10 protein-coding genes are annotated in these 14922 nt (G+C 48.7%); 5 read left to right on the forward strand and 5 right to left on the reverse strand.

The window, feature by feature from the left end:
- Positions 1–171 precede the first annotated feature (171 nt).
- Positions 172–450: a YciI family protein gene (locus OL444_RS02730; protein ID WP_264734773.1), complete on the forward strand. Its 279-nt coding sequence runs from the start codon at positions 172–174 to the stop codon at positions 448–450.
- A 35-nt stretch (positions 451–485) separates the two neighbouring features.
- Here the strand turns inward: OL444_RS02730 and OL444_RS02735 are convergent, their stop codons facing one another.
- Positions 486–1502 (reverse strand): SRPBCC family protein, encoded by a 1017-nt coding sequence (locus tag OL444_RS02735; protein ID WP_264734772.1) that lies wholly within the window; start codon positions 1500–1502, stop codon positions 486–488.
- 87 nt (positions 1503–1589) lie between these two features.
- Positions 1590–2078, reverse strand: coding sequence for a peptide-methionine (R)-S-oxide reductase MsrB (gene msrB, locus OL444_RS02740; protein WP_264734771.1), 489 nt, complete (start codon positions 2076–2078; stop codon positions 1590–1592).
- Between the two features lie 326 nt (positions 2079–2404).
- On the opposite strand from msrB, the gene mutL reads away from it, so the two are divergent.
- Positions 2405–4306, forward strand: coding sequence for a DNA mismatch repair endonuclease MutL (gene mutL / locus OL444_RS02745; RefSeq protein ID WP_264734770.1), 1902 nt, complete (start codon positions 2405–2407; stop codon positions 4304–4306).
- 50 nt (positions 4307–4356) lie between these two features.
- Here mutL and OL444_RS02750 read toward each other — a convergent pair whose 3' ends face one another.
- Positions 4357–5808 (reverse strand): gluconokinase, encoded by a 1452-nt coding sequence (locus OL444_RS02750; protein WP_264734769.1) that lies wholly within the window; start codon positions 5806–5808, stop codon positions 4357–4359.
- An 82-nt stretch (positions 5809–5890) separates the two neighbouring features.
- On the opposite strand from OL444_RS02750, the gene OL444_RS02755 reads away from it, so the two are divergent.
- From OL444_RS02755 to OL444_RS02765, 3 genes are all read left to right on the forward strand, one after another.
- Entirely contained in the window at positions 5891–7630 is a 1740-nt protein-coding gene (locus OL444_RS02755; protein ID WP_264734768.1) for a GMC family oxidoreductase, read from the forward strand.
- Between the two features lie 49 nt (positions 7631–7679).
- Complete coding sequence (locus OL444_RS02760; protein ID WP_264734767.1) at positions 7680–8369, forward strand: gluconate 2-dehydrogenase subunit 3 family protein; 690 nt, start codon at positions 7680–7682, stop codon at positions 8367–8369.
- Positions 8370–8493: 124 nt separating this feature from the next.
- Positions 8494–9948: a Gfo/Idh/MocA family protein gene (locus OL444_RS02765; protein WP_264734766.1), complete on the forward strand. Its 1455-nt coding sequence runs from the start codon at positions 8494–8496 to the stop codon at positions 9946–9948.
- A 49-nt stretch (positions 9949–9997) separates the two neighbouring features.
- Here the strand turns inward: OL444_RS02765 and OL444_RS02770 are convergent, their stop codons facing one another.
- Positions 9998–11755: a RagB/SusD family nutrient uptake outer membrane protein gene (locus OL444_RS02770; protein WP_264734765.1), complete on the reverse strand. Its 1758-nt coding sequence runs from the start codon at positions 11753–11755 to the stop codon at positions 9998–10000.
- A 10-nt stretch (positions 11756–11765) separates the two neighbouring features.
- Entirely contained in the window at positions 11766–14831 is a 3066-nt protein-coding gene (locus OL444_RS02775) for a SusC/RagA family TonB-linked outer membrane protein (RefSeq protein ID WP_264734764.1), read from the reverse strand.
- Positions 14832–14922: the final 91 nt, after the last annotated feature.

A 14922-nucleotide genomic window follows, 5' to 3' on the forward strand; every position in this document is an offset into this window, starting at 1 on the left:
TTTACAGTACATTCCCACTATCGTGGTATTTCATTCCTGCAAAAGTACGTATATTTTTGTAGCATATATGTCTCATTTTTTCCCGGAGCGCATACAATAATTCGATACACTTTAAGTTATACCTTTGCTACTTACTATGAAACTATCATTTATTACCATAGAAAAACCATTATGTTTCTAATCTTATTACAGTACATCCGACCGGTTGCAGCGGTGGAGCACTTCATGGAGGCGCATACCGCCTTTCTGCAAAAGCACTACGACAGTGGTCAATTTATCTTGTCTGGCAGACGGAAGCCCAAGTCTGGCGGGCTTATTCTTTGTAATGCGTCCAGCCGGAAAGAAGTAGAACAGATTATCAGTGAAGATCCGCTGGAAAAGTACCAGCTTGCCTTATACGAGATCATTGAGTTTGAGCCAACTAAGTATGCCAATACATTGGAAAAATAATTTCCATCTTCTGTCTGTTTCTTCTCTTTCAGCTATCACTGCATAAAGTAGATGACTTTCGTCAGCCATTTGCTGCTATCTTTTTCAACGCCGGGATCGGTTATATACATTTCTATCGCAGGCGGTATTATCTTTTTTCCCTTGTTTGTAACGAATTTCCTCAAAGCCACGTGCGCGTTGGCAATTTTATCATAAGGCCCATAATAGTTGGCATATGCAGCCTTTGCCGCAGGCAGGGTAATGATTTCGTATCCGTTACCAGGTTTACTGCCTTCCGGCACCGGGATGGCGGCCGCCATATCTGTTTGCTGTTTTTTATCGTCCCAGGTGAAGAACAGACCACAGGGGGCACCGGGCTGCAGTTGGGCTTTAGTAGCTGCCACATAAAGAGGGCCCAGGTTTTTATGATAGTAGTCCGAAATACTTTTGAAAGGAATCGTTTTTCGTACAGCCGCATACGTAGTTGCCGGAAAATCCATTTCTTTTACCGCTACATCGATGCCATTGGGGGTACCGGGGCCTTTTTTGTCGGCCTCTGCCATGCTTTTAAGATTACTGAGGCCCTGGTCAAAGTCTTTTTCCAGTGCGCCTTTCATCAGCATGCCCATCACATTCTGCGGACGGTCGTAATGGGTTTCGAAGCTCCAGACAACTTTGGTTTTACCGGCCGCTTCCGTTAATTCAAAGCGTACATCTGCTTCTGCAGCAAAGGGGCTGATAAAGGACAATTTCTGTTGAATACTTTTATAAGGGTCCAGGGAGAGGTGCTGTAGTTTACCCGCTCCGATTTTAGGGCCTTTCCAGGCATTCACTGCGCCAACGGTGCCGTCTTCTCCGGTAATGGTGTAGATGGCCGCGGAGTCCATTTTTTTCCAGGTACTCCATTCGTTGAAACGTTCAAATTTCACGATATCATTCCACACAATAGTGGCAGGAGCATTGATCTCTACTGCGCGTTCCACGTGTACGCGGGTAGGCGCAACAAAGATCAATACAATAACAACAAGCAGTATGATCCCTATGATCCAGGCGAGCGCTTTTAAGACTTTCATAACTGTCAGGGGTTGATGATAATAAAAATACGTTTTTTTATTGTGCAACCCATGAACAGTGTTGGCAATCAGGTAGCTGGCAACTGTTTATTCTTTCGTTTTGTCTTTTTCCTGGTCTTTAAAATGCTTGTCGGCTTCTTTCGCCTGGTCAAAATCCAGGATAACGGAGTTGATGCAGTAACGCAAACCTGTTGGCGGAGGTCCGTCGTCAAATACGTGGCCCAGATGCGCTTTACAGCGGCCGCACATTACTTCGGTACGATGCATACCGTGGGTATTGTCCGGTGCATAAATAACGCTGGTTTTGGTAATTGGCTGAAAGAAGCTGGGCCAGCCGCAGCTGCTTTCAAATTTGGCATCGGATACAAATAATGGATTGCCGCAGGCAGCGCAGTAGTAGGTTCCTTTTTCTGTGCTGTTCCAGTATTTTCCGGTAAAGGCCCATTCAGTGCCTTTTTCCCGGGCAATATTGTACACATCCTGTGGCAGTTGTTTTTTCCATTCTTCGTCAGTCAAATTTACTTTGCTGGTATCCGTGCGGGAGTATACATCTCCCTTCTTTTTTCCATCTTCCATTGCTTTCTTTTTTTCGCCGTTTTGCGAGTATGTACAGTTTGTAACCAAAATAGAGATACTCAAAAGTATCAGATTCCTCAGGTTCATTTGTGAAGATTTGATCTGTTAACTTCTCATTAACAGTAATTCAATATTTTTTTTATATTCTTAAGCATTTAGATTTTATTCCTATATGAAATTACGTATGAACAAGCCGAATGGTTTGTTAATTCCTGCAAATCAGACGCCGCTTTCTCAAATCTCTGCCCCGCTTTCTTCAAACTGTCTGATAATCATCCGTGAGCAACTGCATATAAATTGTTAACTTTACGCCAAAAGGCTAGTAAGTGGCGGATATCATCAATTTATTACCAGACAATATAGCGAACCAGATAGCTGCAGGAGAAGTGATACAAAGACCCGCATCAGCGGTAAAGGAATTGCTCGAAAACGCAGTGGATGCAGGTGCAACAGAAATTCAGCTGATCATCAAGGATGCAGGCAAAGAGTTGGTGCAGGTAATTGATAACGGCGGCGGTATGAGCGAAACAGACGCCCGGATGTGCTTTGAACGCCATGCTACCTCCAAAATACAATCCATAGAAGACCTTTTCCAGATTACTACCATGGGATTCAGAGGTGAAGCCCTCGCTTCCATCGCAGCGGTTTCCCAGGTAGAACTCAAAACCCGGAAAAAAGGCTCCGAAATAGGCTCCTATATAGAAATTGATAATAGCCAGGTGAAAAAGCAGGAACCCTGCCAGACAGCAGAAGGAACCAGCATCGCCATGAAAAACCTCTTCTTCAATGTGCCCGCCCGCAGGAACTTCCTGAAAAGCAACACAGCAGAAATGCGGCATATCGTAGATGAATTCATCCGCGTTGCCATGGCCTTCCCACAGCTCCAGTTTTCCCTGACCAGCAATAATCAACAACTTTTCCACCTGGATAAAGGCTCCCTGAAACAACGTATCGTTGCCATTCTCGGACAACACTACAACGCCCGCCTCGTCAGTGTAAAGGAAACCACGGACTATATGAACGTATATGGTTTCGCCGGTAAACCCGAAACTGCCAAAAAAACCAGGGGCGACCAGTTCTTCTTCGTCAACAACCGCTATATCAAAAGCCCTTACCTGCATCATGCAGTGATGAGCGCTTTCGCAGATATTATTCCGGCAGACAGCTTCCCCCTGTACGTGTTGTTCATTGATGTAAATCCGGAACATGTGGATATCAATGTGCATCCCACCAAACAGGAAATCAAGTTCGACGACGAAAAGCTCATGTATGCTTTCGTACAATCTGCCGTAAAACACTCCCTGGCCCAGTTCAATGTAACCGCTACGCTGGACTTTGACCTGGACCCCAGCATTCAGGCACTCGATGCTGTCAGCAAGCCATTCACGGCTCAGCAACAGAACGAATCAACCCTGTCGCCGCTCTATAAGTCATTCACCCAGGCCAACCAGGCCCACATGATCGACAAAAGCAGCAACAGCAGCAACCTGAAACACTGGAAAGACCTGTACAGCGGCGGTGGCGATCAGTATACCACTACCTCCTACCCCGCAGAAACAGAACAGGAAACAGAAAGCCGGCCGGCTGTCACCTACGAAAGTCAGCCACACGCTACTGCTTCTGTCATCGATGAACGCTGGCAGGACACGCCTACAGACCAGAAAGTACCCGTACAGGTACATCAGCAATATATTCTGTCCCAGATCAAATCGGGCTTCATATTAATAGATCAGCAGGCAGCCCATGAAAGAATCCTGTATGAGCGCTATCAACGCGCCCTGCTCGAAACTCCCATGGCTACCCAGCAAAGCCTGTTCCCGCAAACATTACAGCTGCCACCGGCAGATGCCATCCTGATTGGCGAAATGTTACCGGACCTTCAGGCACTGGGATACGACCTGGAACCTTTCGGCAACCACACCTTCGTCGTACGCGGTACACCCGCCGATATACAGCAGGGCAACGACCAAGCTACCATCGAAGGACTGCTGGAACAGTTCAAACATTTCAGCCACGAACTGAAAGTCAACAAACGGGAACAACTGATCCGCTCCATGGCGCGCAATAATGCCATCCCGGCCGGAAAAGTGCTGTCATCCCGCGAAATGCAGAATATCATCGATGAACTCTTTGCCTGCAGTATGCCCAACGTAGCACCTGGCGGCAAGTTCACCTTCATCTCCTTTAAACTTACTGACCTGGCGCGTATGTTTGAACGCGGCAATTAATATCCACCTGATATCCTGTATGTGGGGTCAATCATCACACATACCGGATATCAGGAAAATAACTTCTCATACAACAAGATAAACTGCTGATAGCGTTCCTTATAAACGGCATGTTGTGCCATATCCGGCTCAAAGACCACGCCTTCCCTGTCGGCTATCTTCAAGGGTAATCCCAGCGCTGTAGCCGCCAGCATCACCGCTCCCAATGCCGAAGCATCGCTTTCCTGCTGTAAATACATCCGCTCTCCGAAAACATCCGCCAGTAACTGCACCCATCCGGGTGAATGTGTAAATCCGCCACTGACCGATATTTTATGCACCGGGCCGGCCGTTTCTTCCAGCGCCACCCGGATACTTCTCAACGCAAAACAAATACCCTCCAGCACCGCACGGGTAAAATGAGCCTGGGTATGTTGCGGCTGTATGCCTATAAAAGCTGCACGGGCACGACTATTCCATACCGGCGCCCTTTCTCCCTGCAGATACGGCAGGCATATCAGCTCATCCTGCGGCAGTGTCAACGCAGCTTCCACCAGCTGCGGCAGTGCGGTAGCCGGCAGCTGCAGTAAATCATGCACCAGCCACTGTAATACAACGCCTCCATTATTGGACGCCCCACCGGTAATATATATATGATCTGTCAGCAGGTAGGTAAACAAACGCCGATGGGCATCGGTCAGCGGCTGCGATCCGGCCATCCTCACCGCTCCGCTGGTACCAATGGTAAGCGTGGCATGGCCGGCATCCAGTGCCTGACTGCCCAGCTGGGCCAGGCAACCATCACTGCCTCCTGCTACCACCGGTGTATCCGCCGGAATGCCCAGCTCCCGGGCAATCGCCGGTTGCAGGCCGGTTAGCACGGCATCCGCCGGCACAAGCCGTGGTAGCTGCACACCTGATATACCCGCTACTTCCAGGGCAGTGGCATTCCATTGTAAGGTGTGGATATCAAACAGTCCTGTGGCGGAAGCAATGGAATGATCCGTCACGTAATCTCCCAAGAAATGATGCAGGATATATGCTTTAATGCCCAGAAACATGGCAGCACGACTAAAGAGATCCGGCTGTTGCTCCCGGAGCCATTTTATCTTGCAGAGTGGCGACATCGCATGCACCGGAGTACCCGTTTGCCGGTAGATTTCCGCGCCGGCAGGCGTATCCCGCAAGGCCAGGGCATAAGGTTCACTCCTGTTATCGGCCCAGGTAATCAGTGGCGTAAGCGCCTGGCCGGCGGCATCCAGCACCAACAGGCTATGCATGGCGCTACTAAAGGAAATTGCTGCCGGCATACGCCCCGTTTGCCTGATCACTTCCCGGATACCGTTTTTTACGGCCTGCAGGATTTCATCCTGGTCCTGCTCGCTGTAGCCGGGCTGCGGATGATGCGTGGGATAAGCCTGTTGAAAACCAGCCAGCACTTCTCCGTTTAACCCCAGCCCAATCGTTTTAGTACTGCTGGTACCGATGTCTATGCCGATAATATACCCTGTGTGATCACTCATAAAAAAACCTTCCTTTTTACACATTTAATTTATAGATTTAAAACCGGTGTTCTTAAAATATGGTCTAAAATTTCCACGAAAAATGGCTTTTGAAATTAAAAAACAAGGCAAAACTTACGACGTATGTATAGTTGGCTCTGGCGCCGGTGGCGGTATGGCAGCTAAAATTATGTCGGAAGCCGGCCTTAAAGTGGCGCTCCTGGAAGCGGGGCCCAAGTACGATCCGGCAGATCCGGAACAGGCCACCCAATTAAAATGGCCTTATGAATCGCCCAGAAGAGGCGCCAGTACGACCCGCCCTTTCGGCGACTTCGATGCCGCCTACGGCGGATGGGAGATTAACGGTGAACCGTATACGAAAAAAGACGGCACCGAATTCGACTGGTTCCGCTCCCGCATGCTGGGCGGACGCACCAACCACTGGGGCCGCATCTCTCTCCGTTTCGGGGAACGCGATTTCAAACATAAAAGCTATGATGGCCTGGGCGACGACTGGCCTATCAGCTACGCCGAAGTAGCGCCTTTCTATGACCGTGTAGATAAAATGATCGGCGTATTCGGCTCCAAAGAAAACCTGCCCAATGAACCGGACGGTTTCTTCCTTCCTCCTCCCAAACCCAGACTACATGAACTGATGGTAAAAAGAGCCGGAGAACGTTTAGGCATTCCCGTTATCCCGTCGCGATTATCCATTCTTACCCGCTCTGTTAATAAAGATCGTAGTCCCTGTTTTTACTGCAGTCAGTGCAGCCGCGGCTGTACCGTATATGGCGACTTCTCCTCTTCTTCTGTGCTGATTAAACCCGCTATGAAAAGTGGTCATGTAGACCTGTATACCAATGCCATGGTACGCGAAGTACTGACCGACAACAGCGGCAAAGCCACCGGCGTTGCCTATGTGGATAAAACTGATATGCAGGAATATTCTGTCAATGCCAGCATAGTAGTACTCGCTGCCAGTGCCTGCGAATCGGCCCGGTTGCTGCTCAACTCCAAATCTGCCAAACACCCCAACGGACTCGCCAATTCCAGCGGTGTGGTGGGTAAATACCTCCATGACTCGACTGGCGCCTCCAGATCGGGCTTTGTGCCTCATCTGATGGACCGTAAGCGGTACAATGAAGACGGCGTAGGCGGTATGCACGTATATATTCCGTGGTGGCTCGATAATAAAAAGCTCGACTTCGCCCGCGGTTACCATATTGAGCTGGGAGGCGGCATGAATATGCCTTCCTATGGATTTGGTTTTGGTATGGAGAAGATGAACGGCAAATATCCGGGCCGCGATAACAAACCCAAAGCAGCCGGTGGTTACGGTGCATCTCTGAAAGATGACTACCGCCGCTTTTTCGGCGCGCACATTGGCTTTGCCGGCAGAGGAGAATGTATTGCCCGGGAAGATAACTACTGCGAGATAGATCCGAATGTGGTAGATAAGTTCGGCATTCCGGTATTGCGCTTTCACTACACCTGGAGCGACGAGGAAGTGAAACAGGCCCGGCACATGCAGGATACTTTTGAACAGCTGATTGTAGAAATGGGCGGTATTCCATCTGGTACCAAACCCGGTGCTGATACCAAATACGGACTGGAAAATCCTGGCCGTATCATCCACGAAGTAGGTACTACCCGCATGGGGAACGATCCTCGTACCTCTGTGCTGAATAAGTTCAACCAGGCGCATGATGTGAAAAACCTCTTTGTGGTAGACGGCGGCGCATTTGTATCACAGGCCGATAAGAATCCCACCTGGACTATTCTGGCGCTCTCTATACGGGCATCTGAATATATCATCGATCAACTGAAAAAGAAGAATATCTGATCACTCATGATGAATGCGCTTGCGTTGTTCGTCATTCAAATTTAATATAATGGATAGAAGAGAATCCCTGAAAGCACTTGCCCTGGGAACTTTATCTGTAGGCACTATTTTATCCGCCACCGGCTGTGAAGACAAAAAAGCTACCGGTGATAAAAAAGCAGCAGGCAATGCGCCGGGATACGGTCGTACGCCTGATGAAGTGACCCGCGATAAAGCGTTGATGGAGGAACATTTTTTCACACCGGAAGAAATGGCAACCATTACCCTCCTCGCAGATATTATCATCCCGGCAGATGATCACTCCTGCAGTGCATCCGAAGCGGAAGTACCGGCTTTCATTGAATTTATTGTGAAAGACATGCCTAAACACCAGCTCCCGATGCGGGGCGGGTTGCGCTGGCTGGATGTACAATGCGCCAAACGCTATAATAACTCTTTTGCCGGATGTAATGCCACACAACGTATGGAAATGGTAGACCTGATTGCCTGGCCGGAAAAAGCAGCCCCGGAGCACCTGCAGGGAGTTGCCTTTTTCAATATCATGCGTAATCTTACCGCTACCGGATTCTTTACCAGCAAAGCCGGTATCAAAGACCTCGGTTATGTGGGCAACGCCCCCAATGAATGGGATGGGGTACCCGCCGATGTTTTACAGCAGTATGGCTATGCCTACGATGAAAAAACACTGGCTACCTGCCTGAAAATTGAAGACCGCGGCAAGCTGATGACATGGGAATAATAAGTTAACATAAAGATACAACACCATACAGCGCTACTTTCGGGTAGCGCTCTCCTTTCCGCAACACACAGCACACCTGTACGTTCCATATTTTTATTTATATCTTGATAAAAAATTTGCACTCATGGTTCCAGAAAAAAAGAATGAGGGAAACCACGTATCCCGGAGATCATTCCTGAGAAACGGCGCCCTCGCTGCTGCCGGTTTCATGATAGTTCCACGTCATGTTTTAGGTAAAGGTTATACCGCTCCCAGCGACCGTTTACGCGTTGCCGGTATTGGCGTAGGCGGTAAAGGTTTCAGCGATATTTCAGAATTCGCCAAAGGCCCGGCCGACATTACTTTCCTGTGCGATGTAGATACCCGTCGTGCAGCCGATGCCGTTAAAAGATTCCCGAAAGCAAAATTTTATACTGATTTCAGGGAGATGTTCGACAAGGAACATAAAAACTTTGATGCCGTTTCTGTATCTACTCCCGACCATCAGCATGCCGTAGCCACCATGGCCGCGATGCAGCTGAACAAACACGTGTATGTACAAAAACCGCTGACACACGACATCTACGAAGCCCGTATGCTGACGGAAGGCGCCAGAAAACACAAGATAGTCAGCCAAATGGGTAACCAGGGTGCTTCCGGCGACGGCGTACGTCAACTGATGGAATGGTATAACGCCGGTCTTATCGGAGATGTACACACGGTATATTGCTGGACAGACCGCCCGGTATGGCCGCAAGGCATTCCGTGGCCGGCCGGCAAACAGGAAATACCCAAAGAACTCAACTGGGACCTGTGGTTAGGAACCGCCCCTAAAAAAGATTATGTGGATAACCTGGTACCTTTCAACTGGCGCGGCTGGTGGGATTACGGTACCGGCGCACTCGGCGACATGGGTTGTCATATTATAGAACCACCTTTCCGTGTACTCGGCCTCGGCTACCCTACTTCTGTAGAGTGCAGTGTAGGTAGTGTATATGTAGGTGAATTCAAACGTGGTTACTTCCCGGACAGCTGCCCTCCTTCTTCCCATGTAATCATGAAATTCCCGGGCAAAAACGGAAAAGAAATCACCTTACACTGGATGGATGGCGGTATTCAGCCAGACAGACCGGAAGAACTGGGCCCCAACGAAACCATGGGCGACGGTGGTAACGGTGCTATTTTCGTAGGTACCAAAGGTAAAATGATGTGTGGTACCTATGGCATGTATCCAAAATTACTGCCTACCTCCAAAACCGCCACTGCCAACGTTCCACAGACAATAGCACGCGTACCGGAAGGTCACTACCTCCAATGGGTAAACGCAGCGATTGCCGGCTACGGCAGCAGCAAGGCGAAAGCATTGAGCGCGCCATTTGATATTGCAGGTCCGCTTACAGAAACGATCCTGATGGGCAACCTGGCGATCCGCAGTTTCGATATTCGCACACCAAGGCCCAATAAGCCCGATGCTTACGACTATCCGGGCCGCTACATCAAATTACTATGGGATGGACCTAATATGAAAATTACCAACTTTGATGCCGCCAACCAGTTTGTAAAACGTACTTACCGCGATGGCTGGTCATTAGGTGTATAAAGATAAAGCAGCTGATGCGCAGGGATTCTGCACATCAGCTGCTTTTTTATTACCGGTACGTTACCTGTTGTTCCAGGTTGGCATTCTTTCTTATTTCACTGGCCGGAATCGGCAGCAACAAATCCTGCTCTTCACATTTACGCGACTGAATACTGATGACCCGATAAATAAAAGGATGTCCTTTTATCTGGGAGCCCAGCACTTCAATTCCTTGGGCATCTCCACTAAAAGCACTGTAAGCATCCTGTTTCCAGCGACGCGCATCAAAAAAGCGGTGTTCTTCAAAAGCCAGTTCATACCGTCTTTCATACTTGTACAATGCTTTCAATGCGGCGCCGGAAGCCTGAATGGCAGGCATCCCGGCACGGGTGCGCACCGCATTTAATGCCTTTATACCCTCGCCCTCATTGCCCGACCAGATACAGGCCTCCGCATAGTTGAGCAATACTTCTGCATAACGGAAAAATATCCACGACTGATCTCCCCGGAAAAATTGTGCATCCAGGTTGATATCCATAAACTTGCGGAGATAATATCCGGAAAACGTACCATTCCAGTTTTCAATGGGACTGTTACGCGTATCCAATCCCCACACACTATCCTGGCCCGGACGGGCCGATTCATATTTACCTGTCTGGATGACGCCAATCGGGTCTGCTTCTATCCCGTCTTTCGGCCGTTGTTTCCATTTAGCGCCATCATATAATACGGTAGCATAAAACCGCGGGTCCCGGTTATTGTAAGGGTGTGCTGCCTGCTCCGGATTGGCCCGCGAAAAGGGCGTTCCGTCTTTCATCTGGTAGCCTTCCACAAAGTTTTCCAGTGGCACATTTCCGCCCCAGTTATGATAGCCATTAGGGCCATTATAAATATCATGGCTGGTACCCAGTAATGCCTTATCATATTTTTTTACGAAGATCAGTTCTGCATTATCCTTATCCAGGAAAACACGGGAATAGTTTTCCGCAGCGGAATCCGTAGGATGATACAGTTGATAATAGTTACTGTCGATGATCGCTTTGGCCGCCTGCATGGCCAGGATAAAACGGGCCTGCTGTCCGCCGGCATCCATATAGCCCATCAAAGGACTTCTCACTCCCAGGTTAAACTGATCGCTGGCCGCATACAGCAATACCCTGGATTTCAACGCCATTGCGGCCCCTTTGGTTACCCGGTCTTTGTGGGCAATGGCATCGTAGGAACGGGGTAATAACCGCGTAGCTGTTTCACACTCTGCTACAATGAATTGTACACACTGTTCATACGTGGCTCTTTTAATCTGCAGGATCTCTGCTTCATCTCCTTTCACTTTAAACGTTTTGGTAATCAACGGTACACCGCCGAAATACTTCACCAGCATATGATAATACCAGGCCCGCATAAAATGTACTTCTCCCTTCATGCGCGTTCTTTGGTTTTCATCTGTAAAGGGTACGCTGTCTACTTTCTCCAGAAACATATTACAATTCCGGATGGCTTTATAATGCCCTTCCCAGCGACTAAAATCTCCCAGGGCACCAAAATCATCGGGCGTTACATTCCCCTGTACTACGCGCGAAGTATTATAGTCATGGATAAAACGACTTTCATCTGACATAGATGCCAGCATCACTTCATTAAATCCGGGGCGCATCTGTACATAGAGGTCGTTCACAAAAGCCTGTACCAGTCCGGCATCTTTCCACACATCTTCTTCCCGGAATTCGGTCAGGGGCTTTTTCTCCAGAAAATCTTTCTTACAGCTGGTCAGCATCATACCCAAACATGCTACTGCTGTAATATATCTGATGAGTTGTATTTTTTTCATGCTGCAATCATTAAAAGGTGATGTTTAATCCCACATTGTAAATCTTCGTTTGCGGGTAGTACTGTCCGCTGCCACTGGGCGCTTCGGGGTCAAATATTTTAACCTTGTCGATAGTAACCAGGTTCTGGCCACTGACGTATACCCGGAAGTTTTGCAGTCCCACTCTTTTACATATAGCCGACGGAATGTTGTAACCGATATCCAGGGTTTTCAGCCGCATATAGTTGGTATTCCAATACCAGAAAGTGTTTTGCCTGCTTACCCAGTACTCACGGTCACGGTCGTACGCTCTTGGCCAATCAGCATTGGTGTTATCCGCCGTCCAGCGGTCTTGTACAATGGCCATCGGGAAGTTGCCTATCAGACCGGATTCTGTACGCAGGTACTGGCTGGCGCCGGTGGCCCCCTGCCACAACATGGTAAAGTCGAAGTTTTTAAATTTCGCTACCATCGTCAGCCCAAAGATCCAGGTGGGGTTTTCTGTGCGATCCATGCGTACCCGGTCGAGATCATCTATTACATTATCATTGTTCACATCTTCAAAAATGATATCCCCTGCACGCGCGCCACCCAGGTGCACTGAGTTTTTCACCTCTTCTTCTGATTTATAAATACCGATGGCTTTATAATACAGCGGGGCGCCAATCTGCTTGCCGGTATTCTGTTGCCAGGAAGGCACGCCCGGGGCTTCATCCCAGAAGAGAATTTTATTCTGCGCATGGGTGAGGGTACCAATGATTTCATAGTGAAATTTCCGGATATCATTTTTATGGCTCAATACCACTTCAAATCCTTTATTCTCTACCCTTCCGATGTTTTCATCCGGCAGCGTCATACCGGTATATACCGGCATCGATTGCCCGCGAGGCACCAGAATGTTGGAACGGCGGGTAAGAAAATAATCGCCTTCAAAAGCCAGCTTATCGCCCAGAATCTTTGCCTCTATCCCAATGTCGTAGTTGTTGGCCACCTCCCAGGTAATGGCTTCATTGGGAGAGCGCAGCTGATAAATGGACTTATTCAGATCTCCGCCAAACATCACCCCACTGCTGCTAAAGCCGTAGGTACTCAGGTATTGGAACGGATTCACCTGGTCATTACCCATCTGCCCATAGGAGGCACGTATCTTAAAGTAGTCCAGGCGGCGGATATTCCTTTTCCAGAAAGGCTCATTGGAAATCACCCAGCCTGCGGAAGCTCCCGGGAAGAAACCATAACGCCGGCCGGCCGGGAAGATCTGCGATCCATCATAACGGGCATTAAAATCAAACAGATAGGTTTCTTTATAGTTATACGAAACACGGCCGAAGAAATTCCGGCGGGCATATTCAAAGCCACCACCGTCATTGTTCTTTTCCTTGTCGCCTCCGGCAAACAGCTGATCCAGCGCATCACTGATAAAATAGCGCCGGCTGGCAGAAAAGTTATCGCCTTTGAAAGTGCTTTGTTCCACAGCAAAAAAGGAACTGAGATTATGTTTACCAAAAGCCCGCACATAATTCACCTTCACGTTAACCGTAGACAAGCGGTTACTGGAAAACGATTCATTCAGCTGCGGTGCGCTCACACCGCGGATGGCCGGATTTAATTTGTGGTCGGTGCTGTTCGCATCCAGGGTGTATAACGTCCAGGGCTTTACGAAGGATTTATAGAACTGGAAGTTCTGGTCATAGGCAAAACTACCATCTACAAATAATCCCTGTACCCACGGAATATTCACCACTGCGACAAACGTACCGTTCACCACATAATTCTTATCATTCGTATAACCGATCTCGTTAGTGCTGGTTACCACAGGGTTATCACCATATTCAATGTCTGGTCCGGGCATGCCATTGGGCCATATGGCATTTTCAGTCGGGCGGCCCCGCATCAACGACCGGAATATGGAAGAGGCACTACGGGGTGGATAACTTTTGTTTTCCAGGCGGCCGGCCAGATCGAAACGTAACCGGATATTATCTGTTACTACAGCATCCAGGTTGGCCCGTACATTCTGTTGCCGGTAGTTGGTGGCACTTTTTTTATAGATCCCATCCTGGTACAGGGAACCTAATGAAATGTAGTAAGACATTTTTTCCGTACCACCTGATAACGACAGGTCGTGGCGGTTTTGTAAAGACGTTTTTTTGATCGCGGCATCATACCAGTTGGTGTTAGGATAGAGCCAGGGGTCTGTGCCATCTCCGAATTTACGGATCTGCTCTTCCGTGTAGCGGGGCTTATCGCCGCCATATTGCAGGATTTCATTTACTACCCGTGCATAGGTAGGCGCATCCGCCATTTTAGGTAAACGGGTGGGCGTTACAAAAGATTGGTTAAATCCGTAACTCAATGTGGGCTTCCCTCCTTTTCCCCGTTTGGTGGTGACCAGTATAACGCCATTGGCTGCACGCGAACCATAGATCGCCGCAGCAGCGTCTTTAAGGATAGACACACTTTCGATGTCGTTGGGGTTCATGCGTTCAAAACCATCCCGGGGAAATCCATCAATGACTACCAGCGGACTGCTGTTACCCAGCGTGCTGCGGCCACGGATGAAAATACGGGAGCCATCGTTGCCCGGCTCTCCACTGTTGTTTACGGCAATAATACCCGGGATGCGGCCTACCAGGGAATTGGAGATGTTTACATTGGGCGACTGCTGCAGCTCCGCTCCTTTTACAGAAGAAACGGCGCCTGTTTTAGTTACTTTTTTCTGGGTACCATACCCCACTACTACGTATTCGTCCAGTGTTTTCTGGTTTTCCTTCAATACCATATTTACACTGGTACGGCCTTCCAGCTTTACTTCCTGCGGATCAAAACCGATGTACTGGAATACCAGTACGGCATCTTTTTTAACATCGGTCAACGTGAAATTTCCTTTTTCATCGCTGGTGGTTCCTTTTTTGGTGTCCTTCACCAATACGGTTACGCCGGGCAGGGAATTCCCGTTTACATCTTTTACCTTCCCCTTTACTGTGAGATTGGACTGCTGCCAGATTCCAGGCAGCGGCACACGGGCGCTGACGGCCTCCGTGCCGGTGGCAAAAAGGCATAGCAATAGCATAGCCTTTGCATAACGTGGATTCATGCTACAAGATTTTGGATGATGGAATTCATAGCAACGTCGGGGTACTCCGAAATGGAGTAACCAAACATATCATCCTAAATTATCTAGAAAA

The organism is Chitinophaga nivalis (assembly GCF_025989125.1).
Classification (GTDB): Bacteria; Bacteroidota; Bacteroidia; order Chitinophagales; family Chitinophagaceae; genus Chitinophaga; species Chitinophaga nivalis.

What these genes read in the sequence shown, in the direction of transcription:
- OL444_RS02770 (WP_264734765.1), bottom strand. Translation starts at nt 11,755, where the DNA reads ATGAAAAAAATACAACTCATCAGATATATTACAGCAGTAGCATGTTTG.
- OL444_RS02730 (WP_264734773.1), top strand. Translation starts at nt 172, where the DNA reads ATGTTTCTAATCTTATTACAGTACATCCGACCGGTTGCAGCGGTGGAG.
- OL444_RS02750 (WP_264734769.1), bottom strand. Translation starts at nt 5,808, where the DNA reads ATGAGTGATCACACAGGGTATATTATCGGCATAGACATCGGTACCAGC.
- msrB (WP_264734771.1), bottom strand. Translation starts at nt 2,078, where the DNA reads ATGGAAGATGGAAAAAAGAAGGGAGATGTATACTCCCGCACGGATACC.
- OL444_RS02755 (WP_264734768.1), top strand. Translation starts at nt 5,891, where the DNA reads ATGGCTTTTGAAATTAAAAAACAAGGCAAAACTTACGACGTATGTATA.
- OL444_RS02735 (WP_264734772.1), bottom strand. Translation starts at nt 1,502, where the DNA reads ATGAAAGTCTTAAAAGCGCTCGCCTGGATCATAGGGATCATACTGCTT.
- OL444_RS02760 (WP_264734767.1), top strand. Translation starts at nt 7,680, where the DNA reads ATGGATAGAAGAGAATCCCTGAAAGCACTTGCCCTGGGAACTTTATCT.
- OL444_RS02765 (WP_264734766.1), top strand. Translation starts at nt 8,494, where the DNA reads ATGGTTCCAGAAAAAAAGAATGAGGGAAACCACGTATCCCGGAGATCA.
- OL444_RS02775 (WP_264734764.1), bottom strand. Translation starts at nt 14,831, where the DNA reads ATGAATCCACGTTATGCAAAGGCTATGCTATTGCTATGCCTTTTTGCC.